This is a genomic window from Halorubrum sp. AS12 (assembly GCF_051122765.1).
In the GTDB taxonomy this organism is placed as follows: Archaea; Halobacteriota; Halobacteria; order Halobacteriales; family Haloferacaceae; genus Halorubrum; species Halorubrum trapanicum.
Genome location: NZ_CP185385.1, coordinates 800828 through 822744, shown reverse-complemented (window position 1 = coordinate 822744; position 21917 = coordinate 800828). Strand labels below are relative to the sequence as shown.

At 69.9% G+C, this 21917-nt stretch carries 20 protein-coding genes, 1 other RNA gene and 3 pseudogenes; 12 read left to right on the top strand and 12 right to left on the bottom strand.

Going from position 1 to position 21917, the window contains the following annotated elements; translation table 11 throughout:
• Nucleotides 1-3: 3 nt before the first annotated feature.
• Nucleotides 4-461 (bottom strand): annotated as a pseudogene (locus tag ACODNG_RS04160) (hypothetical protein).
• 114 nt (nt 462-575) lie between these two features.
• Between ACODNG_RS04160 and ACODNG_RS04155 the strand changes: the two are divergent.
• Nucleotides 576-989 carry a DUF7548 family protein gene (locus tag ACODNG_RS04155; RefSeq protein ID WP_434522547.1) on the top strand — a complete coding sequence of 138 codons (414 nt, stop codon included), beginning with the start codon at nt 576-578 and terminating at the stop codon, nt 987-989.
• Between the two features lie 71 nt (nt 990-1060).
• Nucleotides 1061-1372: signal recognition particle sRNA (gene ffs / locus ACODNG_RS04150), an RNA gene on the top strand.
• A 493-nt stretch (nt 1373-1865) separates the two neighbouring features.
• Here the strand turns inward: ffs and ACODNG_RS04145 are convergent.
• Nucleotides 1866-2450: a GNAT family N-acetyltransferase gene (locus ACODNG_RS04145; RefSeq protein ID WP_434522546.1), complete on the bottom strand. Its 585-nt coding sequence runs from the start codon at nt 2448-2450 to the stop codon at nt 1866-1868.
• A 140-nt stretch (nt 2451-2590) separates the two neighbouring features.
• On the opposite strand from ACODNG_RS04145, the gene ACODNG_RS04140 reads away from it, so the two are divergent.
• Nucleotides 2591-4501 (top strand): ATP-dependent DNA ligase, encoded by a 1911-nt coding sequence (locus tag ACODNG_RS04140; protein WP_434522545.1) that lies wholly within the window; start codon nt 2591-2593, stop codon nt 4499-4501.
• Between the two features lie 59 nt (nt 4502-4560).
• Nucleotides 4561-4992, top strand: a pseudogene (locus tag ACODNG_RS04135) (hypothetical protein); the annotation flags it as partial.
• A 68-nt stretch (nt 4993-5060) separates the two neighbouring features.
• Here ACODNG_RS04135 and ACODNG_RS04130 read toward each other — a convergent pair.
• Entirely contained in the window at nt 5061-6701 is a 1641-nt protein-coding gene (locus ACODNG_RS04130) for a cellulase family glycosylhydrolase (protein WP_434522544.1), read from the bottom strand.
• Between the two features lie 93 nt (nt 6702-6794).
• On the opposite strand from ACODNG_RS04130, the gene ACODNG_RS04125 reads away from it, so the two are divergent.
• The 3 genes from ACODNG_RS04125 (at nt 6795) to cdd (ending at nt 9711) form a co-directional block, all read left to right on the top strand.
• The gene (locus ACODNG_RS04125) at nt 6795-7529 is read left to right on the top strand and encodes an MBL fold metallo-hydrolase (protein ID WP_434523054.1); all 735 of its coding nucleotides are present in this window, start codon (nt 6795-6797) and stop codon (nt 7527-7529) included.
• Nucleotides 7530-7631: 102 nt separating this feature from the next.
• Nucleotides 7632-9206 carry a hypothetical protein gene (locus ACODNG_RS04120; RefSeq protein ID WP_434522543.1) on the top strand — a complete coding sequence of 525 codons (1575 nt, stop codon included), beginning with the start codon at nt 7632-7634 and terminating at the stop codon, nt 9204-9206.
• A 67-nt stretch (nt 9207-9273) separates the two neighbouring features.
• Entirely contained in the window at nt 9274-9711 is a 438-nt protein-coding gene (gene cdd, locus ACODNG_RS04115) for a cytidine deaminase (RefSeq protein WP_434522542.1), read from the top strand.
• 17 nt (nt 9712-9728) lie between these two features.
• Here the strand turns inward: cdd and ACODNG_RS04110 are convergent, their stop codons facing one another.
• Genes ACODNG_RS04110 through ACODNG_RS04095 form a run of 4 tightly spaced genes read right to left on the bottom strand, consistent with a single transcriptional unit; the run spans nt 9729 to nt 13837 of the window.
• A complete protein-coding gene (locus tag ACODNG_RS04110) occupies nt 9729-10868 on the bottom strand; it encodes a P-loop NTPase (protein WP_434522541.1) in 1140 nt (379 codons plus the stop codon).
• A 58-nt stretch (nt 10869-10926) separates the two neighbouring features.
• The gene (locus tag ACODNG_RS04105; protein ID WP_434522540.1) at nt 10927-11250 is read right to left on the bottom strand and encodes a hypothetical protein; all 324 of its coding nucleotides are present in this window, start codon (nt 11248-11250) and stop codon (nt 10927-10929) included.
• Nucleotides 11247-12569, bottom strand: coding sequence for an NrfD/PsrC family molybdoenzyme membrane anchor subunit (gene nrfD, locus ACODNG_RS04100; protein ID WP_434522539.1), 1323 nt, complete (start codon nt 12567-12569; stop codon nt 11247-11249). Before nrfD ends, ACODNG_RS04105 begins: the two co-directional genes overlap by 4 nt.
• Entirely contained in the window at nt 12566-13837 is a 1272-nt protein-coding gene (locus ACODNG_RS04095) for a 4Fe-4S ferredoxin N-terminal domain-containing protein (protein WP_434522538.1), read from the bottom strand. Before ACODNG_RS04095 ends, nrfD begins: the two co-directional genes overlap by 4 nt.
• A 321-nt stretch (nt 13838-14158) precedes the next feature.
• Between ACODNG_RS04095 and ACODNG_RS04090 the strand changes: the two genes are divergently transcribed.
• Together ACODNG_RS04090 and ACODNG_RS04085 are read left to right on the top strand one after the other, a co-directional pair.
• Entirely contained in the window at nt 14159-15025 is an 867-nt protein-coding gene (locus ACODNG_RS04090; RefSeq protein WP_434522537.1) for a nucleoside phosphorylase, read from the top strand.
• An 83-nt stretch (nt 15026-15108) separates the two neighbouring features.
• Nucleotides 15109-16290, top strand: coding sequence for an NAD(P)/FAD-dependent oxidoreductase (locus tag ACODNG_RS04085; protein WP_434522536.1), 1182 nt, complete (start codon nt 15109-15111; stop codon nt 16288-16290).
• 124 nt (nt 16291-16414) lie between these two features.
• On the opposite strand, the pseudogene ACODNG_RS04080 reads toward ACODNG_RS04085, so the two are convergent.
• Nucleotides 16415-16949, bottom strand: a pseudogene (locus ACODNG_RS04080) (HTH domain-containing protein).
• A gap of 106 nt (nt 16950-17055) precedes the next feature.
• A complete protein-coding gene (locus tag ACODNG_RS04075; RefSeq protein ID WP_434522535.1) occupies nt 17056-17274 on the bottom strand; it encodes a hypothetical protein in 219 nt (72 codons plus the stop codon).
• A 134-nt stretch (nt 17275-17408) separates the two neighbouring features.
• On the opposite strand from ACODNG_RS04075, the gene rocF reads away from it, so the two are divergent.
• Complete coding sequence (rocF, locus tag ACODNG_RS04070) at nt 17409-18314, top strand: arginase (protein WP_434522534.1); 906 nt, start codon at nt 17409-17411, stop codon at nt 18312-18314.
• 26 nt (nt 18315-18340) lie between these two features.
• Here the strand turns inward: rocF and ACODNG_RS04065 are convergent, their stop codons facing one another.
• Complete coding sequence (locus ACODNG_RS04065) at nt 18341-18640, bottom strand: DUF7565 family protein (RefSeq protein WP_210113278.1); 300 nt, start codon at nt 18638-18640, stop codon at nt 18341-18343.
• Nucleotides 18641-18771: 131 nt separating this feature from the next.
• On the opposite strand from ACODNG_RS04065, the gene ACODNG_RS04060 reads away from it, so the two are divergent.
• Nucleotides 18772-19563: a PHP-associated domain-containing protein gene (locus ACODNG_RS04060; RefSeq protein ID WP_434522533.1), complete on the top strand. Its 792-nt coding sequence runs from the start codon at nt 18772-18774 to the stop codon at nt 19561-19563.
• Nucleotides 19564-19846: 283 nt separating this feature from the next.
• Here ACODNG_RS04060 and ACODNG_RS04055 read toward each other — a convergent pair whose 3' ends face one another.
• Nucleotides 19847-20347: a metal-dependent hydrolase gene (locus tag ACODNG_RS04055; RefSeq protein WP_434522532.1), complete on the bottom strand. Its 501-nt coding sequence runs from the start codon at nt 20345-20347 to the stop codon at nt 19847-19849.
• A 131-nt stretch (nt 20348-20478) separates the two neighbouring features.
• Between ACODNG_RS04055 and ACODNG_RS04050 the strand changes: the two genes are divergently transcribed.
• Complete coding sequence (locus ACODNG_RS04050) at nt 20479-21600, top strand: pyridoxal phosphate-dependent aminotransferase (protein ID WP_434522531.1); 1122 nt, start codon at nt 20479-20481, stop codon at nt 21598-21600.
• A gap of 19 nt (nt 21601-21619) precedes the next feature.
• On the opposite strand, the gene ACODNG_RS04045 is transcribed toward ACODNG_RS04050, so the two are convergent.
• Nucleotides 21620-21913 (bottom strand): hypothetical protein, encoded by a 294-nt coding sequence (locus tag ACODNG_RS04045; RefSeq protein ID WP_434522530.1) that lies wholly within the window; start codon nt 21911-21913, stop codon nt 21620-21622.
• Between the last annotated feature and the right edge of the window lie 4 nt (nt 21914-21917).

Here is a 21917-nt window from a genome sequence, read left to right as displayed (position 1 = left end):
GAACTACGTCTCGAAGTCGGGCAGGTCGTCCGGCGCGTCGAAGTCGGCCTCCCAGTCGATGTACTCCTCCTTGAGCGTCTCGCAGACGATCTGCCCCAGCTCCGTGAGACCGGCGTTGATCGCGGAGACGGTGCCCCACGAGTCGAGGTCGGGATGGAGGTCGCGCTCCTTCCAGTCCTCGGGGAGTCCCGGCGCGTGGTAGCCGACGCGGTCGGCGAAGTCGTCCCAGAAGAAGTCGAACCGGGAGACCAGACCGAGGTCGAGCGCGATCTCCCAGTCGTCCTCGTCCATGTCGCTGCCGGCGGTCCACTCCGCGAACGCCTCCTCCCACGCGCCCTCACGGAGGAAGGCCTCCAGCTCGTCGCGGCGATACTCCCCGCCGGACACCTCGGCGTCCTCGTACTCGTTCGGGTCGACGGCGGCGAGTTCGGGGGATCCGGCGGGTCGACGTCGAGTGACATGTGCCGAGTTGGGCGCCGGCGGGGCAAAACCCTACGGGAACGGATCGGCCGTGAGGGCGCCGCCGGCGCCGTCCGATCCGGTCCTTTTACCGCGGCGCCGTCCCGAGGGCGGGTATGGACCTCCGCGCCCTCTCGCGTCGGGTGGGAATCGCCGCCGCCGTCGTCACCGTGATCGCGCTCGTCGCACCGTACGCGATCATCTCTGGACCGGCGTACGCGTCGCAGCTGGCGACCTACTACGCCTCCGGGGTCGTCGACTGGAGCGGTATCGCGCTGTTCGCGCTGCTCTCCGCGGTCGTCATCGCCTCCGTCGAGCAGGGGAACGTCGACCCCGGAACGCTCGCGGGCGTCGCGGTCGCCCTCGGGCTGGCGACGACCGCGAGCGCGGCCAGTTGGGCGCTGGCGGTGGAGCCGAGTCCGGTGTTCCGCGACCACCTTTGGCTGGTGTGGCACGCGCGCGCCGTCGTCGCGCTGTCGGTCCCCGTCCCGCTCGCCGCCGCGGCGTACGCCTGGGACCTGCTGTCGTAGGTCGCCGGGGCGGCGCCGCGGCGACAACGGTCGCCGAACGAAAGGCCCTTATGGGACACCCGAGTATCGCCGGACGGACTAGGTCGGGCGGTTAGGCCCCGCTCGTCACCCGTGAGGCAGTCTTTAGCGGGGACCGAACAGCGGGCACGTCCGGTCAGACCGGCACGGGCCCCGAGAGCCAACGTGGAAGCCTCGTCCGCCGGGGACAGCGGTCCGCGACGCCCGCTCGCAGGAGCGGTCCGTCGCGGTTCGTCGGCGACACCGGGTCAGGCGCGGAAGCGAGCAGCCCACCGCCGGACGCCCGTCGCTCGTCGGGTCGCGGGGTGGAGGAGGCAATCGGGATACCCCGTGACGGAACGCCGGGCTACCCCGCCTGTCCGCCATTCATACCGATTCTCGTTCGCTGAGTGGTGACGCTGTGGTGGTGCGGTCGCCGGCGTGAGCGTCGACATCGCGAGTGTTTCTTTATAAATCGACCCCGTCCGCTCGGCGGTCTATTTATAAGTAATCAGGATCGTTACCGCGAACCACACCGAATCTCCAGTCGTTTGCCTATAAGTGACTGCTGGCGGATCGGCGACGAACACCGCCGAAGCCCCAGCCGCGAGGCCGTCGTACGCTCGCTGCGCTCCTCGGTCGCTCACGTCGTTCGCTCCCTGCGGTGCTTGCGTCGCCTACGGCGGCCTCGCGGCTGCCCCTTCGAGTCCCGCCCCGCACCGCTCCGCACAGCACCTCACGCCTCCCCAGCCTCGTCGGTGGTCCTCCGCTTCGCTCCGGACCACCGACTCCCTCGCGCGTGCTCCTCGCGGCCGCCGAGGGCGGCCGCTCGCAGGCACGCGCCGACCGCAACCGCGGAAAGCAGGCGGTTATCGTGGCTCAGCGACCGGTGTCGTACTTGTACGTCGCCGAGTCGGGGTCGATCCCGAAGTCCTCGGCGGATTCCTCCGGCTCGTCGCCGCCGGTCGGCTCGGCGTCTTTGAACGCCTGCCGGAAACGGCTCGGCATCTCGAACTCGTCGACCGCGAGTTGAAGGCCGACGACGCCCCCGCCGAGGAACTCCCGCTTTTCGGTGAGGCGGTCCGAGAGCGCGGGCGGGAGGTCGTCGGTGTCGACGCGCTCGAAGCCGAACTGCGTCAGGTACTCCGGCTGGTCGGTGAGCACGTACACCGTCTCGAACCCGTCCGCGGCCGCGGTGTCGACGAGGCGCTCGACGACGTGCGCCCCGACCCCGCGGTCGCGCCACTCGGGGAGGACGCCGATCCCGGTGAGTTCGATCCGGTTTGCCTCGTCCTCGTCGCCGCGGTGGAGGCGGAGTCGGCCGAAGCCGGCCCGGTCGCCGGACTCCTCGTCGACCGCGATCACGTAGTCCCGCGACCGGAAGGCGACGTCGTCGAGCCCCAGCTGCTCGATCGCGTCCAACAACCACGCCTCGTCACGGTTTTTGGCGTCGCGGACGTACATGAAGAGCCGTATGAGGGCGGGGGTGAAAAGCGGTTCCCCGGCGGATCCCTCACTCCCCCCGCCCGCGAAACCGGCACCAAACGCGGCGAACTCCGTCCGCATCGGGCCGCTTTTGCCCGCCGGTCGCCGACCCGACGCGTATGGACTTCGCCGCGCTGGCGGAACGGGCGGAAGGGGTGGCCGCGAACGACGGCGACATCGAGACGACGCTCGCGGTCGCCGACCTGCTCGCGGACGCCGGGATCGCCCAAGGCACCGAGAACGGCGGTTCGGACGACGACCTCCCCGTCCTCGTCCGCTTTCTTCTCGGACGCGTCTTCCCCGCCCACGACACCCGCACCCTCGACGTCGGACCCGCGCTCTGTCGCGAGGCGATCGCCCGCGCCGCCGGCCCGAACGTCTCCGCGGCCGACGTCGAGGACCGCCTCGCCGAACGCGGCGAGATCGGCGCCGTCGCGGCCGCGTACGACTTCGGCGGACAGCGCGGACTCGCCGCGTTCGGAAGCGACCGCGACGCCCTCACGGTCGCCGGGGTCGACGGGGAACTGCGCGACCTCGCGGCCGAGAGCGGCGACGGGAGCGAGTCGCGAAAGCGCGACGCGCTGTTCGGGCTGTTCACCCGATGCTCGCCGAACGAGGCGGCGTTCCTCGCCCGACTGGTCCTCGGCGAGATGCGGCTCGGCGTCGGCGAGGGGACTGTCCGGGACGCGGTCGGGGAGGCGTTCCTCGTGTCAGAATCGAGTCCCGGATCCGGCGACGCGGACGAGGATGCGGACGGCGACGCTCCCGAACTCCGCGCGCCCGAGGAGGCGGTCGCGGCCGTCGAACGCGCCCTTCAGGTGACCAACGACTACGGTCGGGTCGCGGTCCGCGCCCGCGACCAGGGGATTGACGGACTCCGGGAGGAGTCGCTGCGCGTCGGCCGACCGGTCCAGGCGATGCTCGCGCAGGCGGGCACCGCGACCGACGCGGTCGACTCGTTCGGCGAGGTCGCCGTCGAGACGAAGTTCGACGGCGCACGCGTCCAGGTTCACTACGCGCCGGCCGGGGACGCGGCAGATACTAGCTCGCCGGCCGGGGATGCGGCGGACGCCGGCACGGCAGCCGGGAACGCGGCGGACGGGAACGCCGCAGACGCCGGCACGGCGGACGGAGAGGTGGCGCTCGGCCCGCGGCTCTACTCGCGGAACATGGACGACGTGACCGAGGCGCTCCCAGAGATCGTCGAGTACGTCGCCGAACGTGTCGACGTTCCGGTAATCCTCGACGGCGAGGTCGTCGCGGTCGACGACGACGGTGACCCCCTGCCGTTCCAGGAGGTGCTCCGCCGGTTCCGCCGGAAACACGACGTCGACCGCATGCGCGAGACCGTCTCGCTGCGGCTCCACGCCTTCGACTGCCTCCACGCCGACGGCGACGACCTGCTCGACGAACCGCTCCGCGCCCGCCACGAGCGGCTTCAGGAAGTGCTCCCGGACGCGGCCGCCGAACTCGCGCTCACGGACGACCCGGAGGCGATCGCGGCCGAGGAGCGGGCCGCCCTCGATGCCGGCCACGAGGGCGTCATGCTGAAGAACCCCGAGGCGGCGTACACGCCCGGCAATCGTGGACGCGACTGGCTGAAACGCAAGCCGGACGTGGAGACTCTCGACGCCGTCGTCGTCGGCGCCGAGTGGGGCGAGGGGCGCCGCGCGGAGCTGTTCGGCACGTTCCTGCTCGCGGTTCGCGCTGAGGACACCGACCGCGACGGCGACGACCCCGCGCCGGCGGGCTACGCCACGGTCGGCAAGGTCGCCACGGGGCTCACCGACGAGGCGCTCGCGGACCTCACGGAGCGGCTGGAGCCGCACGTCGTCGACGAGACTGGGACGACGGTCGCGTTCGACCCCGAACTGGTGGTCGAGGTCGGCTACGAGGAGATACAGGGCTCGCCGACGTACTCGGCCGGCTACGCCCTCCGGTTCCCGCGGTTCGTCGGCGTCCGCGAGGACAAGGGCGTCGGCGACGCCGACTCGCTCGCTCGCGTCCGTCGGCTCGCCGGCGACGACTGAGCCGGCGCGGGGAGACGGCCCACGGTGCGGTCGCCGACACACGACGCGGCCGTCGCTCGACGTTCCGCAGGCGCGAGACGGACATGCTCGTCGGCCCGGTGACGGCCCGCTCGGACGTCGACGCCGCCGCGGTCGACGACGAGGGGCGGCCGGTCGTCCCGCGGCTCGTCTGCGAGGTCGACGGGGCGCCCGTCGCGGTCCTTGCGGGCGTTGAGAGCCTCCAGACCCCGCCGGACGCGGCGTTCCCGTTCGCGTACCGCCGCGACCCGACGGACAAGCGGTTCCGGATCCGCCGGGGAGACGACGGGACTGTCGTCGAGACCGTCGGCGGGTTCGCCGCGCTGCGCAAGGCCGGGGACGTCCCGGTCCCGATGCCTTTGGTCCCGGAACACGGACTCGGGTCGGCGTTATCGCAGGATCGAGACGAGCGCGGCGAGAACGGGCGCGGAAAAGCCGACGACGGCGTCGAACTCGCACTCGATGACGCGTGAGACCTGATCCGCATCGACGATGAGGAGCGTTCCTGAGCGACCGTTGGTGTCGGCGTCAGGCGTTCGGGTCACGTGCTCGACTTCTCTCGGACGGTCTCCGAGTACGATCGCATGGTCGACACCGTCGCCTCGTCCCACGGATACACCACGTGGTAGCCGTTGTACTGCTCGCTCAGCGGTTCGTCTCGGTCGGTGAGGACGACGTTCTCCTCGTTGTCGTACGGGTCGAAGAAGGTCCAGTGGATGGCGCCATCGACATTTGTGGCGTCCATGGCGTCGTACCAGTTGTTCAGGATCGTCGCTCGTTCGCCGTCCTTCTGTTCGGCATCCGCGGAGAACCGGTCGATGTCCGTGTGGGGACGGAACTCGCCGAAGTACACGGGTTTCTCGACGACCTCGTGGGCGTCCTCCGTGTGTACCCGGATCGATTCGCGCCCCTTCTCGCTCGCGTTTTGAACCCGATCCTCCTCGCCCTCGTACCAGTGTTTCGGGTACATATGAACGGAACAACAGTCGATGTGTTCGACTCGGTTGTTCGCGATGAAGTCCTCGCCTTTGTCTTGGTGGTACAGCTTGTCCGGGTAGAACCCCTGTCCCCCGGTCCCCAAGAGGTGATTCGAGTCGATCCCTTTGACGAACGCGCTCATCTCCTCGATCCACGACTGTAGTTTCTCAGGGGCCGGGTCCCCTCCGTCCCCGTCCTCGGTGATACCGTGGGCCATCGGCTCGTTCGCGAGCTCCCACATCAGTATCGTCGGATCGTCGCGGTACTCGACGCCCGTGTAGCTGTTCGTCCGGGTGAGAAACCCCTCGACGAACTCCTTGTACATCCGTCGACACTCCGGGTCGGTGTAGAAGTCGTCGTGGCGGCTCGCGTCGTCGCTCCACTCGACGAACTGCGCCATCCCGCTCGGCGCGTAGTTGTCCACGAACGGCAGGACCAGCCTGATACCGTACTGTTTCGCTTTGTATATCACGCGATCCATCTGACGGAATGTCGCGTCGTCGAACTCTCCCGGTTCGGGCATGAACGAATACCGATCCTGCTGACATCGGTTGAAATCGCAGTCCGGCGCGTCCGGTCCGACGCCGATGGTCACCATTCGAATAGCGCTCAGTCCGATGTTCTGCGCCTCCGCGAGCACCTCGTTCAGATACCAGTCCGGCGACCGGTAGAGCAGGTCGTTGCTGGTCCCGTGGAAGAAGTACCGCTCGCCGTCGACCAGGAACTTCGGTCCGTCCTGCGTGACGAACTCCGCCGGATATTGGCTGACCTCGAACGTCGCCGTCCGCTCGCCCAGCTTGACCTCCCGCTCGCCGACCACGCCGGGCCGATACGCGTGCGTCACTTCGGCCGTCTCCCCCGGGTCAAGCGACACGTCGACCGTCGTGAGTTCCGCGTCGTCGACCAGCAGCGACAGCGACTCCGATCCCGCGGCGTTACCCTCGTTGCTGACGGTCACCGTAATCTCGACCTGCCGGGCTTGCTCGACCCGACCCGGGTCGATCTCGATATCGTCGACGAGGAGACGCGCTTCCTCCTCTTCCGCCGAGGAATCCGTCGGGGTCGAGTTCTCCGTGGGCGTCTCCTCGGTCGGCTCGGACGAGTCGTGCTGTGGTCCCCCTTCCCTGTCCGGTGGTTGGGCCGGACACCCGGCGAGACCGGCCATTCCGGCCGCGCTGAACCCGATGAATCGCCGTCGTCTCATTGGCCCCCGATCGGTCGGGTCGGTAATAAAATCCGAGGCCGGTCGGCGTCCGCTATGGCCACCCTCAAGGCGCGCGCGGTCGGAGGCGGTGACATGACTGTCCGCTACGAGGAGCTCGCGGTGGAGTGGCTCGGCTACGCGACGGCGCGGCTGGAGACGGACGAGGGACCGGTCGTCTACACCGATCCCGGGCGGTACGGCGTCCTCGACGACTACTGGGAGCGCGACGGCGACCTCGTCGTCGTCACCCACGACCACCACTACGACACCGACGGGATCCGATCGGTCGCGGGCGAGGACGCGACGCTCGTGATCTACGACGCGGTCGACCCCGCCGGTATAGACCGCGACGTGGAGTCCGTCGACGCGCTCGCGGCCGACTACGACGTGATCCGAGTCGGCGAGGAGGACCGCGTCGACGTCGAGACCCCGGCGGGCGAGGTCCGGGTGTGGTCCGTCCCCGCCCACAACGACCCCGAGGGACCGAACGCCGGTCCCGACGGCTCGGTCGCTCATCCGCCGGGCTTCGGCTGCGGCTTCCTGCTGTCGCTCGGCGGGCGCACCGTCTTCTGGCCCGGCGACTCCGACGCGCTCGACGGGTTCGCCGAGCTGGACGTCTCCGTCTTCCTCGCGAACATCGGCGGAGGCGGCATCGTCGCGGACCGGCACGAGTCGGCCGACCTGGCCGAGACGATGGCCCCCGACCTCGTCGTCCCGATCCACTACGACACCTTCGAACAGCTGGAAGCCGACGGCGAGGCGTTCGCCGGCGACGTGGCGAGCCGGTCGATCCCCGTCGCGCTCGACGCGCGCTCGGCGAATCAGTAGCGGCGTCGGGGCGGTGTCGGGGCGGTGGACGGCTCGGGCCGGACGACGGACCGATATCGCGGTCGGTGGCCTTTTCACTTCGCCGAGTCCTTCCTCGGTCGCATGACCACCGAGTCCGCGCTCGCCGACGGGGTCCGGGAGGCGCTTTCGGTCGACGCCGAGGCGTTCGCCGAGCGCGCGGCCGAGGAGGCCGAGATCGTCAAACAGGAGCTTCGCGACGGCTCCTTCGACAACCACCAGTCGATCGTCGGCTTCGAGTACGAGTTCTACGCGGTCGGCGACGGCCGGTGGAGCGAGGAGTCGCGGGCGGGCGAGTACGCGCTGATGCGCGTGCCGCGCCGCATGCTGGAGCTGATGGGCTTCGAGAAGGAGCTGGGACTCCACAACGCCGAGATGTCGACGAGTCCGCAGCCGCTCTCCGACCACGGCCTCCGCGCGCAGCTCGCCGAGGTCCGCGCGCGGCTGGAGGCCGCGGAGAACACCGCCGGCGTCGAGGGGATGCGGCTCGTCTCCGACGGGCTCTGGACCATCCCGCCGGCGGGCGAGACCGCCCGCGAGTACCTCACCGACAGCGTCGCGGTCGACGGCGTGGTCGTCGCGGTCAACATGAGCGACTCGGTCCGGTACCACGCGATGGCCAACGCGGACCCCGACGGGGCGGACGGGTCGGCGGATGATCGGGTCGAGCTCTCCGCTCCGGGCGTGTCGCTGGCGGCGGACACGGTGATGCCCGAGAGCCTCATCACGTCGATCCAGCCGCACTACCAGGTGGCGCACGCCGAGACGCTGCCGCGGCACTTCCGGTACGCGCTCCGGATCGCCGGGCCGCTGCTGGCGCTCGGCGTCAACTCCCCCTTCTTCCCGCCGGACCTGTACGACGACGACTGGGACGGCGAGCGGGTCCTCGCCGAGGGGGCGACCGAGAACCGCGTCCACGTGTTCGAGTCCGTCCTCAACGCCCGGACCGACGCGGACAAGGTTCGGTTCCCACGCGACTTCCGCGACGTCGAGACCGCGGTCGACCGAATCGCGGGCGACGAGACGCTGATCCCGATGCCCGAGTCGGACGGCAGCGACCGCTTCGACGACGACTTCGCGACGTTCCGGACGAAACACGGCAGCTACTGGCGGTGGGTCCGCCCCGTCTTCGAGGGGGCGAGCCGCTCGGCCGCCAACGCCCGGATCGAGTTCCGCCCGATCCCCGGCCAGCCCACGGTCCGCGACTCCATCGCGTTCCAGGCGGCGTTCGCGGGGCTGATGCAGGCGCTCGCCCAGCGGGAACACCCCGTCATCGGGCTCGACTGGGAGACCGCCCGCGACAACTTCTACGCCGCCGTCGCGGACGGCCTCGACGCCGACATGGAGTGGATCGGCCGAGACGGGGAGCGCACGACCGACGCGGACGCGATGTACGCGGACCTCCTCGACCACGCGGAAGCTGGACTCCGTACCGCCGGCTGCGCCGACGACGAGGCCGCCGAGTGGATCGCGCCGCTCCGCTGGCGCGTCGCGAACCGCACGACGCCGGCGAGCTGGAAGCGGGACCGCGTCCGTGCCCGCCTCGACGACGGCGACGACTTCGCGACCGCCGTCACTGACACCCAGCGCGAGTACATCCGCCAGCAGGCCGAGACCCTCATCGACGGCGGCTTCTCGGCGTGGGTCGACCGCTCCTGACCGGCCGACAGGCCCCCTCGCGACCGCGACACAGTACAGTTATCGGCCCGCCGCGTCACCCGCTTGTATGGATGAGCTGATCGCCGCGGCGCGCGACGCCCTCGACGCTGCCCACGTCCCGTACTCCGAGTACCGCGTCGGCGCCGCGCTCCGGACCGCCGACGGCACCGTCTACACGGGCTGTAACATCGAGAACGCGAACTACTCCAACAGCCTCCACGCCGAGGAGGTCGCGCTCGCCGAGGCGGTGAAGAACGGCCACCGCGAGTTCGACCGGATCGCGGTCTCCTCCGGCGTCCGCGACGGGGTCACCCCCTGCGGGATGTGCCGGCAGTCGCTCGCGGAGTTCGCGGCCGACGACCTCGTCGTCGCCTGCGACGAGGGCGGCGACGCGGTCACGGAGTACACGCTCGGCGAACTGCTTCCGAACACGATCAGCGAGGGAACGCTCGACGAGGCGGAAGCGACCGCCAACGCGGCGGACGCCGAAGAGAGCGGAAACTGACGCGACAGACGGCCCAGTTACTCCGAGGCGGACACCGGGTCGGGGTCCGCCGGCTCGTCGGCGGATTCCCCGCCTTCACCGCTCTCGTCGGCCTCTGCGTCCCACTCGCCGACGCGCTCGGCGACCCGCTTCCGGTTCGCCTCGCCGACGCGGTCCGCGACGGAGTCGACCATCTCGAAGAGGTCCTCGCGGACGGGGCTGTCGGGGTCTCGCACCGAGGGCCCGTCCGAGCCCGCCGAGTCGAAGTCGGGGTGGACCGGGAGCCGCGAGAGGACGGGGACGCCGTAGTCGTCGCGGATCTCGTCGCCGCCGCCCTCGCCGAAGACGGCGTGGGTGTCGCCGCACTCCGGGCAGCGGAACGCGCTCATGTTCTCGACGACGCCGAGGACCGGCGCGTCGTGCTCGTCGAACAGGCGGAGCCCCTTGCGGGCGTCGGCGACCGCCATCTCTTGGGGCGTCGTGACGATGACGACGCCCGCGACGGGCAGCGACTGGAGCAGGTTCAGCGACGCGTCGCCGGTGCCCGGCGGGAGGTCGACGACGAGGTAGTCGAGCTGCCCCCACTCCACCTCGTTGACGAACTTCATCATCACGTTGTTCACCATCGGTCCGCGCAACACCGCCGGCTGGTCGCCGTCGGGCATCAGGTGGTCGGTGCTCATCACGCGGACGCCGTCGGAGGCCGGTGGGACGATCTCCTCGTTCGGCGTGACGCCCGGCTCGTTCTCGGTCGGCAGCAGCCGGGGGACGTTCGGCCCGTGGACGTCGGCGTCGAGGATGCCGACGCGGGCGCCGCGCTCGCGGAGGCCGGCGGCGAGGTTCGCGGCCACGGTCGTCTTGCCGACGCCGCCCTTCCCGGATGCGACGGCGATCACGTTGCGGACGCCGGGGAGGGCGTCGGTCTCGTGGCCGTGTTCCTCGCGGAACTCGGCGCGGAGCTCCGGGTCGAGTCCGGCCGCCTCGATCACCTCGCGGACCGCGTCGCCGATCTCCATCTCCGCCGGCGCGTGCGGGGCGTTGAACGCGAGCGACACCTCGGCGGTGCCGTCGCTGATCGTTACGTCGTCGACGAGACCCATCGCGACGATGTCGTCGTCGTTGAGCGGGTCCTCGACGGCGGCGAGTCGGTCGGTCAGTTCGGCTTCGGTGAGTGTCATTGGTCTGGGTCGGTCGGCGGGTCGTTTTGCGAGCTGTACGAGAGCCACCGGAGCCGAGTCAGAAGAACACGGCTCCGATGATCAGCGTCGCCACGAACAGGCTCCCCCACAGGACGGTGGTGAGTCCGGCGAGGTACCCGACGCCGAGCAGCCCGGCGAACCGGTCGCTCGGGTCGCCGATGAACCACGCCGCGACCATCGCGTACACCGGCGCGAGGACGATCCCGAAAATGAGGTACGTCCCCGGGCCGACGAACGGGAGCGTGTACTCCGCGGACAGCGGGACCGCCGCGGGCGACGCGGCGAGCGCCGCCGGTACGAGGCCCGAGATCGAGGCCGCGAGCGCGGCGAGAAGACCTGTCAGGGGGGCGAGCGCGGTCATGCGTCCACCTCCTCGTGCTCTTCGATCGCGTGAAGCTCCACGACCGGGATCACCTTCGAGACGACGAGGAAGAACAGCACGACGATGCCGACCGTTCCCAGCACCGCCGAGATCTCGACCGGCGAGGGGACGTACTGTCCGGGCACCCCGTCGTACAGGGCGAAGTGCGCGTGCTGGAGTCCCTCGACGACGAACAGCACCTTCTCGGTGAGCGTCCCGATCAGGACCCCGACGGAGATCCCGACCAGCGCGCGGATGTCGAACAGGTCGGGCCGCAGCGCCGTCGCGAACGCGTATAACATCGCGAGGACGACGAGACCGATCGCGACCCAGTATAAGGGGGTCGAGATCTTCACCTCGGTCGCGTGCTGGAGCGTGGTCGGCGCCGCGAAGATCCCCGTGATCACCTGCTGGAGCTGGAGCCACAGGAAGATGAGGCTGAAGAAGCCCAGCCACTTGGCCAGCCCTTGGAAGACGGCGCGGGGGATGAGCTCCTCCCAGCCGTACGCGTGGCGGAACGCGGCCGCGATGATGATGATCCCGCTCACCGCGGAGGTCAGCGCGATGGAGAGGAACGACGGTCCCTGAACGCCTCCGTGCCAGCCCGCCATCGACGGCAGCAGCGAGAACAGCCACGGGATCACCCCCCCGTGAAGCAACAGCGGCGCCATGATGATGATCGCGAACGCGATCCACCAGACCATGCGCTCGACGACCTCATCCTCCGTCTCGGTGTAGCCCACGGTGATCGCGGCGTACAGGGGTTCGAGCCGGTTCGGAAGCCGGTCGCGGAGCCGGTTCACGTCGTAGCGGATCGTCAAGGCGAGGTACGTCGCCGTCAACACGAAGTAGGCCGTGATGACGGTCACGTCCCACATCAGCGGTGACCACTGGACGCGGGTGGGCCACGCCGGCAGCACGCTCGTCACCAGCCGGTCGGGTCGCCCGACGTGGATGAGGATGAAGATGCCCGCGCAGGTCAGCGCGGCGATGGTCAGCAGCTCCGCCAAGCGCGCGACGGGCTGGTAGGTGTCCATCCCGAGCAGCCGCACCGCCGCCGACAGGATGATCCCGCCGTGGGCGATTCCCACCCACCAGATGAACGCGCCGATGTAGAGCCCCCACGGCACGCCGCCGCCGGAGCCCCAGTCGGCGAGGTTGGTGACTATCAGGCCGTTCCGGAGCTGCTGGCTGTAGAAGAACAGCCAGACGCCGATCAGCCCGAGCGCGACCGCGAGCGCCGCGACGTACCGGTTCGAGAACGTCTTGATCGGGCGGACGAGCGTGTCGCGGTCGACGCCGGTCACGTCGACGCTCACGCCTCTTCACCCCCGTTCGCGGCCGCGCCCTGGTCGAGGACTTCCTTGCGGTTGTCGACGAGACCCACGTCCTCGTAGGCGACCGGTCCCTCGACCTGTTCGGCGTGCGGCGACGGCTCGTTGCCGATGAACCGGACGTTCGGCTCGGTGCCGCGCTCCTCCATCAGCTTGAACGTCGACACCGTGTGCCCCTTGCGGTTCTGGTAGGTCGAGGTGTCGTTCTCCTGTCCGTCCCGGTACTCCGCCAGGTGCTGGTTCGGCGGGCTCTCCGGGTCGTTCAGGTCGCCGAAGTGAATCGCGTCCATCGCACACGCCTCCTCGCAGGCGGTGGTGCCGATCAGGTCCTCGCCCATCTGGCCGTCCTGCCGGTCGACGCAGAACGTACACTTGCCCATCACGCCCTCCGGGGGGCGGGAGCCGACCCAGCGCCCGCGGTCGTCGATCTGGTGGTCGTCGTCGACCTCGGACTCGGGCACGTCCGGCTCGCCCCACTGGAAGTAGTTGACCCCGTACGGGCACGACACCTCGCAGTAGCGGCAGCCGATACAGATGTCGTAGTCCGTGAGCACGAGACCGTCCTCCTCGCGGGTGTGGCGGGCGCCGACCGGACACACCTTCGTACACGGCGAGTCCGTGCAGTGCTGGCAGGTCCGGGGGAGGAAGTTCGTCTCGTCGCCCTGTCCCTCGTCCTCGAACGAGAAGACGTACATCCAGTTGGCGCCCCGCGAGAGGTTGTGCTCCTGGTTACACGCGACCATACAGGCGAGACACCCGTCGCAGTTGTTGAGGTTGATCGTCATCCCCCAACGGGTTCCCTCGCCGTCGTCGCCGCCGGCGCTGGCGCCGCCGGTGCCGTTGCCGCCGGTGGTCGCGCCCGCGGTGCCGAGTCCGCTGAGGCCGAGCGCGGCCGCCGCGGCGCCCTTCTTCATCACCGATCGACGCGACTCGGCGTCGTCACCGCCAACGTCCCGCAGGGCCTCCCCGATGCCGCCGAACGCCTCCTCGACGCGGTCGACGGCGTTCACGTCGTCCTCGTCGACCTCGTCGGGGTCGGGGATCTCTATCTCGCGGTCGTCGACGTCGAACTCCTCGAGGATCCGGTCGTGGTACCGGCGGTAGAACTCGACCTCGGAGAGCTCGTCCGCGGCCACGCGCTGGGCGTCGCGGGCCATCTCCGCGCCGAGTTCGGCGTCGAACTCCGTCTCCTCGAGGAGCTGCCTGTCCTCCTCGTCTACGGTCGTGTACATCGATTCGTCGTCGGTGCTCATGGTGGAAGTGGAGTCGGTACCCGCCGCTTTCGGACGGGGGTCGCGGGACCGCTGTCGGACCCGCCGCGGACGTCGACGCGCGACTGACGCCACAGGACCGGGTTCGACATTCCCGGTGATGCTACGCGATCCGGGGGGTCAACCGTGACTCAAATTCCAAGCCCCTGGCAACGCCGCCGAAGATGTTCGATCTGTCGCATAAAAGATCGTGTCACAGCCGAAGGCAGCCCGAAGCGGGTGAGAGGTCGCGTGGTCTGCTCCGCCGAGCCGGCCGCCGCCGAGACGGAACTACTTTTAAAGGTCTCTCCGAACGCTGAGGACATGACCGACGAGACCGACGCAGGCGCTTCCGATGCGGACTCCCCGGCCTCCGACGCCGAAAGCGAGGACCCGAACGACGGGGCCGGCTACCACGTCGAGGCCGCGGCCGAGGACGTTGCGGACGCGGTTCTCCTCCCGGGGAACCCCGAGCGCGTCGACAAGATCACGGCGCTGTGGGACGACCACGAGGAGGTCGCGCGCCACCGCGAGTACCGCACCGCGACCGGCAGCTACGACGGCGCGCCTATCTCCGTCACCTCCACCGGGATCGGCTCTCCCTCGGCCGCCATCGCCGTCGAGGAACTGGCTCGCGTCGGCGTTGACACGTTCATTCGGGTCGGCTCCTGCGGCGCGATCCAGCCCGAGATGGACGTGGGCGACCTGGTGATCACGACCGGGGGGGTCCGCCAGGAGGGGACAAGCGACGAGTACGTCCGCGAGGACTACCCCGCGACCGCCGACGGCGAGGTGGTCTCCGCCCTAGTCGCCGCCGCCGAGCGGCTGGGCCACGAGTATCACACCGGCGTCACGATGAGCGCCGACTCCTTCTACGCCGGACAGGGCCGCCCCGGGTTCGAGGGGTTCGAGGCCGCCGGCTCGGACGAACTCGTCGCGGAGCTCCGCGACGCGAACGTGAAGAACATCGAGATGGAGGCGTCGGCGATCCTCACGATCGCCAACGTGTACGGGCTTCGGGCGGGCGCGGTCTGTTCCGTCTACGCGAACCGCGTGACCGGCGAGTTCCGGACGGAGGGCGAGTCGCGCGCGGCCGAGACCGCGAGCCTCGCCGTGAAGCTGCTCGCGCGCATGGACGAGGCGAAACGCGAGGCGGGCGCCGACCGCTGGCACGCCGGTCTCTCGCTGTAGCGGGCGGCCGCCCCGCCGCGTTGGCGATATCTGTCTGCGAGCGTTCCAAAGCGACTTTATCCGCGGGCCGCGGAGCGACACGCATGAGTACACAGGTCGTCGTCGTCGGCTCCGGGTACGCCGGCGCCGGGGCGGTGAAGGCGTTCGAAGACGAGGTCGGCGAGGGCGAGGCCGAGCTCACGTGGATCTCGGAACACGATTACCACCTCGTCTTACACGAGGTCCACCGCGCGATCCGCAACCCCGCGGTCGAGGACAAGATCACGATCCCCGTCGACGAGATCAAATCGCCCCAGTCCGACTTCGTCCAGGGCCGGGTCGTCGACGTCGACACCGACGACCGCGTCGTCGAGACGGACGACGGGACGACCGTCGACTACGACTACCTCCTCCTCGGCGTCGGCTCGACGACCGCATTCTTCGGTATCGAGGGACTGAAGGAGCACGCCCACCAGCTGAAAGGGCTCGACGACGCGAAGGCGATCCACGAGGATGTCCGCGAGGCGGCGGCCGAGGCGACTCGCTCCGACCCCGTCGAGGTCATCGTCGGCGGCGCCGGTCTCTCCGGCATCCAGACCGCCGGCGAGATCGCCGAGTACCGCGACAAACACCGCGCGCCGATCGAGGTCACGCTGGTCGAGGGGCTCGACGAGGTGTTCCCCGGAAACGACCCGCAGATCCAGGGCGCGCTCCGCCAGCGACTGGAGGACGCCGACGTGGAGATCCTCACCGGTGACTTCATCTCGAAGGCCGACGAGGACGCCGTCTACCTCGGCGGTGGCGACGAAGAGGAGCCAGAGGAGCTCGGCTACGACGTGCTGATCTGGACCGGCGGCATCACGGGCCAGCCGGAGCTGGAGAACGTCGAGGTCGAGAAGGACGAGCGCTCGAACCGCGTCCACGCCGGCTCCGACTTCACCACCAGCGACGACCGCGTGTTCGCCATCGGCGACACTGCGCTCGTCGAGCAGGGCGACGACGACGTGGCGCCGCCGACCGCGCAGGCCGCCTGGCAGGCTGCCGAGGTCGCCGGCGAGAACCTCGCGCGCGCCGCCCGCGGCGCGCCGCTCCGCTCGTGGACCCACGAGGACAAGGGAACCGTCATCTCCGTCGGCGAGGACGCGGTCGCGCACGACGTGATGGGCATGCCGATCAAGACGTTCGGCGGCACGCCCGCGAAGCTGCTGAAGAAGGCCATCGCCACGCGCTGGATCAACAAGGTCTCCTCCGCGAGCCGCGCGTTCGGTGCGTTCGGCGACATGTAGGCGCGGGCGACTCGCGACGGCGACGCGTCTCTCGGCTTCGACTTCCGACTCTTCTCAGCGACGAACGATCGGCGATTTCCTGTAGAACAGCCTTCGAAGCGCTCGAAGAATCTCGATTCCGCAGTCAGTGTTCCGCCGGCTCGTCGGGCGCCCGCATGTCGTCGATCCGCAGGATGAGCACGTTCGCGGTGTCGTCTTTGCCGTCAACGGTGCCGTCGATGACGAGCTTCGAGAGCGGCGTCGGGCCGACGGTGACGCTGTCGCCCTCGTGGAAGTCGCGGACCGAGCCTTGGACGTGGATCTCGGCGCGACACAGCTCGGGGTGGTGGACGCTGGAGAGGTCGATCCCGTCGACGTTGACTCCCTCGATCTCCTCGCCCTCGTGGTAGATCGGGACGTCGGCCGGCTCGTCCATGCGCTGGATGTCGAGCGCCTCGTAGGCGTTCGAGGTGGGCTTGTAGCCGCCCTTCGGACCGGGTACCCCTTCGACCAGCTGGAGGGCCTTGAGGCTCTGCGATCTGGTTGCGGATCGTCCCCGGGTTGCGGTCGACCTCCTCGGCGATCGCCTCGCCTTTCACGGCGTCCTCCTGTTCCCCGTACAGGTTGATCAGGGCCGAGAGGATGCTTTTCTGGCTCGATGTGAGCTCGATCGATGACATGGTCGCGAATACACCATGCCCCCGCTTAAATGCGATGGAACTCGCTTATAAATGATCGTGTGGAATCCGCTCGGTGGCCGGATACAGCCGGTTCCGACCGACCGGTTCACTCCCCGCGAAGCCGCTTCATCCGGACGTACGCGATCGGACTGGAGAGCGCGACGACCACGCCGACGCCGATCAGCGCGACCCCGAGATCCGCCGCGACGAACGAGACCGCGGCGCCGACGAGTCCGACCGCCGCGCCGGTGAACGCGACCGCGATGGTCGCGCCGATCGGCTCGATGTCGCCGGGATCGACCGAGTAGGGATCGGAACTGCTCATGAACGCCCCGTGGCGGGCCGGGCGCAAAACGGTGTCCGATCCGGCGAGGGGGACGGCGGGGTCGCCGGCGAATCCAGGGCGACGCGAGCGCGTCGATCCCCACCATTCAAGCGCCGGCGCGCCGCGTAGCCGGTATGACCACGGTCAGGATCATCGGCGCGCCAACCGACTACGGGGCGAACCGACGCGGGGTCGACATGGGACCGTCGGCGATCCGATACGGCGGACTCGCCGACCAGCTCGCCGGCGCGGGCGTCGAGACGGTCGACGCGGGCGACCTCCTCGTCCCGCGGGCCGAGGAGCGCGATCCGGACGCGGACGCGCCCAGCGAGGGGAAAGCCAAGTTCCTCCGCGAGACGGCGGACGTCTGTCGACGGCTCGGCGACGAGGTCGCCGCGACGCTCGCGGACGGCGAGGTGCCGCTCGCGCTCGGGGGCGACCACTCCATCGCCATCGGGAGCCTCGTCGGGTCCGCGCGCGACGCCGATATCGGCGCGGTGTGGTTCGACGCGCACGCCGACCTCAACACGCCCGCAACGACGCCCTCGGGGAACGTCCACGGGATGCCGCTGGCGGCCGCGCTCGGGGTCGGCGAGTTCGCGGACACCGAGTGGGCGAACGCGTCGGGACTCTCGCCGGAGAACGTCGCGCTCGTCGGGCTTCGGTCGGTCGACGGCGCGGAGGCGGAGCTAATCCGCGACCGCGGCTTCGCGGCGTACACGATGTCCGACATCGACGAGCGGGGGATCACGGACGTCACCGAGGAGGCACTCTCCGTCGCCTCGGCCGGCGTCGACGGGATCCACGTCAGCCTCGATCTGGACTGGCTCGACCCCAACGCGGCGCCCGGGGTCGGCACGCCCGTCCGCGGCGGCGTCACCTACCGGGAGGCGCACAGCGCGATGGAGATCGTCGACCAGACGGACGCGCTCCGGTCGATGGAGCTGGTCGAGGTGAATCCGACGCTCGACCAGCACAACGAGACGGCCGAGCTGGCGACCGAGCTGGCGGCGAGCGCGCTCGGGAAGCGCGTACTATAAATCGAGCCGATCGAGCCGAGAACGCCTCAGACGCCGCGGTCCAGCTCTTCGACGACCTGCTGGAGGTCCGCCGCGGCCTCGACGTCGCCTTTGATCTCCTCCCGGCGGCGGACCGCCGCCGAGTCGGCGTCGTACGCCCGGACGAACTCGGCGCGGGTGTGCTCGTCGAACGCGTGACGGATCGCGAAGTAGCCGTCGGGGACGATGGTGCCGCACACCTTGCACTCGTGGCGCTGGTGGTCGTTCGTCTGGTGGACGATCGCCGCCTCCACGTCGTCGAAGGCGGCGTCGCAGTCGCCGATGCCGCACGTCCAGCGAGGGGCCATATCCGAACACTCGCCCGAGGGGGATTAACGGTTTCCCAAGCCGTCCGGTTCTTCTCCCGGCGTCGACCGGCGCTCGCCGACGGGGCGCCCGGCCCGCGGTCGCGGCACCGTCGTCGTCGAACGATACGCCTTTGCGCGGGCGCGACGACCGTTCGACCGTGACCCGATCGAGAACGCGCGTCGACGCCCACGTCAAGGTGCTCGACGACGAGGTCGTCGCCCGCGCGAAGGCCCGCGGGATCGACGCGCTCGTGTACGCGCCGCATTTCACGCGCCTCCCGACGATCCGCGAGCGCGCCGCTCGGTACTCCGACGACGAGCTGACCGTCGTCCCCGCCCGCGAGGTGTTCACCGGCGACTGGGGAAACCGGCGCCACCTCCTCGTCCTCGGTCTCTCCGACCCGGTCCCCGACTACATCACCTTCGAGGGCGCGATGGCCGAGTTCGAGCGACAGGATGCCGTCGTGCTCGTCCCGCATCCCGGCTTCGCCACCATCTCGCTCACGCGGCCCGAGGTCGACGCCCACGCCGACCGAATCGACGCGGTCGAGACGTACAACACGAAGCTGCTGCCGCACCAGAACGCCCGCGCGCGCCGGACCGCCGAGGCGGCCGGTAGCGTCGGGTTCGGCTCGTCGTACGCGCACCTCCCCGGCACGGTCGGCGAGGCGTGGACCGCCTTCGAGGGCGACCTCGACGACGAGGAAACAATCGTTGACGCCTTCCGCGAACGGCGCCCCCGGAAGGTGATCCATCGCGGCGGGGCCGGCCACCGGCTCCGCGGTCTCGTCGAGTTCGCGCACCTCGCGTACGAGAACACGTGGGTGAAGCTCGACCGGATGTTCCTCTCTGGCAACGAGCCGACGCTCCCGTCGAACGTCGCCTACGAGGGTCGGTTCGACGACGTGAGCGTGTACGAATAGATAGCCGTGTGGTGGCGCGTGCCGACGAGCGCCCGAAGGGCGCGAGTCGCATGCGCGAGGGACGCCGCGAGCGCTTTTAAGCGCGAGCGGCGAGGCTGGGGAGGTGTGAGGTGCGGTCCCGCGAGCGACGAGGAGCGAAGCGAGCGTGCGCCCGCCTCGTGGCTGGGGCTTTGGAGGTGTTCACCGGCAATCTACAGCCGATTATTTATAAATAACCGCCTGGGGCTTTGACGGTGTCCCCGGAACCACCGATCACCACGCGACGGTCACCATTGCTATCTACTTATAAGCCGAATCCGGCCGCGGCTTCCGAGACCGCGGACAGATCCAGATCGAGGGTGAACAGGTAGGTGTGGATCGCCCAGAACGCCGCCAGCTCGATCGCGGTGATGATCACGGTGACGAGGTCGGCGTACTTGCTGCTCGTCGTCACGCCCGTCGGCATCCCGAACTCTCTGTCCGAGAGCGGGTGGAACAGCGCGATTCCCCGCCGGCTCCCGACCACGTCGAGGAGGTAGTGCGTCAACACGCCGATCCACACGTACTGGAGGTTGCCGAAGAAGATCGGGTACGCGAGGAAGATTGCCAGCACGGGGAGGCTATGAAGCGTCTTCCGGTGGCGCCCGAAGGCGGTGTCGACGTCGGGGAACAGCGCCCCCAACACGACCGGGACGGTGATCTCCGCGACGGTCGTCGCGGTCGCCGCGTCGAGACCCGGTTCGACGATGAAGCCGAGTCCCAGGGCGAGCAGCAGGCCGTTGAGGACGTGGCCGCGTTTGTTCATACCGTTCGCTTCGCGCGTCGACAGGTCAAACCACCGGATCGCGGCGACGACTATAGGGCGCGCTTCCCCGATCCACCGCGCCGCCGCCTTCGCGTCGAAAGAGCCACGGCGGGCGAGCTCGACCCGACCGTATGGAGTACGAGGAGCCGAAGTTCTTCCACGTGATGCAGTACGCCGCGGCCGCCGACGGCGACGTCATCGATATGGTGAGCGGCAACCCGGACTGGGAGCCGCCCGCCGCGCTCCGCGAGGCGCTCCGCGAGTACGCCGACCTGCCGTCCGCCGACTTCCAGTACCCGCCGAGCGACGGCCTCCGCGAGCTACGGGAGGCGATCGCGACCCGCGAGAACGTCGCCCCCGAGCGCGTGGTCGTCACCAACGGCACCGGCGAGGCGAACTACCTCGCGATGGCCCGCGCGCTCGACCGCGGCGCCGGCGACGAGGCGCTGCTCACCGACCCGGTGTACCCGTACTACCCCGGGAAGACGCACCTGCTCGGCGGGGAGCCGACGCTCGTCCCGACCGCCCGCGACGGGAGCCTCGACCTCGACGCGGTCCGCGAGGCGGCGAGCGAGGACACCGCGCTCATCCTCCTCAACACGCCGAACAACCCGACCGGCGCCGTCTACGAACTCGACGCGATCCGGGAGGTCGTCGCGGTCGCCGAGGCGGTCGACGCGCTCGTCGTCGTCGACGAGGTATACGACCGGTTCGATCTGTCCGGCTCGTTCGAGTCGGCGCTGACGCTCGGCTCCGACCGCGTCGTCGTCACGAGCGGCTTCTCGAAGTCGATGGCGATCACGGGATTCCGCGTCGGGTACGGGATCTTCCCCGAGGCGCACGTCGCCGACGCCAAGACACGGCACATGCTCGTGAACGTCACCGGGGCGCGCCCCTCTCAGTACGCGGTCTACCACGCGCTCGCGGAGACGCCGCCGGAGTACTACGCCGAGTCGCGCGACCTGCTCGCAGACCGCGTCGAGGCGTTCACCGACGCGCTCGACGCGGCGGGCGCGGAGTACACTCGCCCCGAGGGCGCCTTCTACGTGCTCGCGCGCTTCGAGGGATTCCCCGGAACGATGGCGAACGTCAAACGGCTGGTCGACGAGGCCGGCGTCGCCGGGATGCCGGGCGAGGCGTTCGGCACCGCCCGCGACGAGTGGATCCGGTTCGCGCTGGTGACGCCGCGCGCGACGGAAGCCGCCGAGCGGCTCGCGAACTACTTCGCCGACGGCGCGCCCGAGTCCCCGTGAGCAGGAACGGTCTCGACCGCTACCCGCCGCCGCCCCCGCCGTAGCCGCCCTTCCCCGCCTCGGCCTCTCGCTCGCGGCGCTCGCGATCGTCGTCCGCGTCCGCCGCTGACCGCTCCGCCGCCGATCCTCCCGGCGCCGACTCGGACCGCCGCGCCGAGAGCGCCCAGCCGAGGGCGTACGTCGCGACCGCGACGGCGACGCCCGCGGCGGTGCCGAGGAACTGCGCTCCGGCGACGAACGAGACGGCCGCCAGCGCCGGTCCGCCGAGGAACGCGTATCCGAGGTTCTCGCGCACGACTCGCGGGATCTCCATGCCC

Bases quoted from the DNA above. Each gene is read 5' to 3' on its own strand.
- ACODNG_RS04140 (WP_434522545.1), top strand. From the start codon at position 2,591: ATGGACTTCGCCGCGCTGGCGGAACGGGCGGAAGGGGTGGCCGCGAAC.
- rocF (WP_434522534.1), top strand. From the start codon at position 17,409: ATGACCACGGTCAGGATCATCGGCGCGCCAACCGACTACGGGGCGAAC.
- ACODNG_RS04050 (WP_434522531.1), top strand. From the start codon at position 20,479: ATGGAGTACGAGGAGCCGAAGTTCTTCCACGTGATGCAGTACGCCGCG.
- ACODNG_RS04125 (WP_434523054.1), top strand. From the start codon at position 6,795: ATGACTGTCCGCTACGAGGAGCTCGCGGTGGAGTGGCTCGGCTACGCG.
- ACODNG_RS04055 (WP_434522532.1), bottom strand. From the start codon at position 20,347: ATGAACAAACGCGGCCACGTCCTCAACGGCCTGCTGCTCGCCCTGGGA.
- ACODNG_RS04110 (WP_434522541.1), bottom strand. From the start codon at position 10,868: ATGACACTCACCGAAGCCGAACTGACCGACCGACTCGCCGCCGTCGAG.
- ACODNG_RS04155 (WP_434522547.1), top strand. From the start codon at position 576: ATGGACCTCCGCGCCCTCTCGCGTCGGGTGGGAATCGCCGCCGCCGTC.
- ACODNG_RS04085 (WP_434522536.1), top strand. From the start codon at position 15,109: ATGAGTACACAGGTCGTCGTCGTCGGCTCCGGGTACGCCGGCGCCGGG.
- ACODNG_RS04095 (WP_434522538.1), bottom strand. From the start codon at position 13,837: ATGAGCACCGACGACGAATCGATGTACACGACCGTAGACGAGGAGGAC.
- ACODNG_RS04065 (WP_210113278.1), bottom strand. From the start codon at position 18,640: ATGGCCCCTCGCTGGACGTGCGGCATCGGCGACTGCGACGCCGCCTTC.
- ACODNG_RS04090 (WP_434522537.1), top strand. From the start codon at position 14,159: ATGACCGACGAGACCGACGCAGGCGCTTCCGATGCGGACTCCCCGGCC.
- ACODNG_RS04120 (WP_434522543.1), top strand. From the start codon at position 7,632: ATGACCACCGAGTCCGCGCTCGCCGACGGGGTCCGGGAGGCGCTTTCG.
- ACODNG_RS04145 (WP_434522546.1), bottom strand. From the start codon at position 2,450: ATGTACGTCCGCGACGCCAAAAACCGTGACGAGGCGTGGTTGTTGGAC.
- ACODNG_RS04045 (WP_434522530.1), bottom strand. From the start codon at position 21,913: ATGGAGATCCCGCGAGTCGTGCGCGAGAACCTCGGATACGCGTTCCTC.
- ACODNG_RS04075 (WP_434522535.1), bottom strand. From the start codon at position 17,274: ATGAGCAGTTCCGATCCCTACTCGGTCGATCCCGGCGACATCGAGCCG.
- cdd (WP_434522542.1), top strand. From the start codon at position 9,274: ATGGATGAGCTGATCGCCGCGGCGCGCGACGCCCTCGACGCTGCCCAC.
- ACODNG_RS04130 (WP_434522544.1), bottom strand. From the start codon at position 6,701: ATGAGACGACGGCGATTCATCGGGTTCAGCGCGGCCGGAATGGCCGGT.
- ACODNG_RS04105 (WP_434522540.1), bottom strand. From the start codon at position 11,250: ATGACCGCGCTCGCCCCCCTGACAGGTCTTCTCGCCGCGCTCGCGGCC.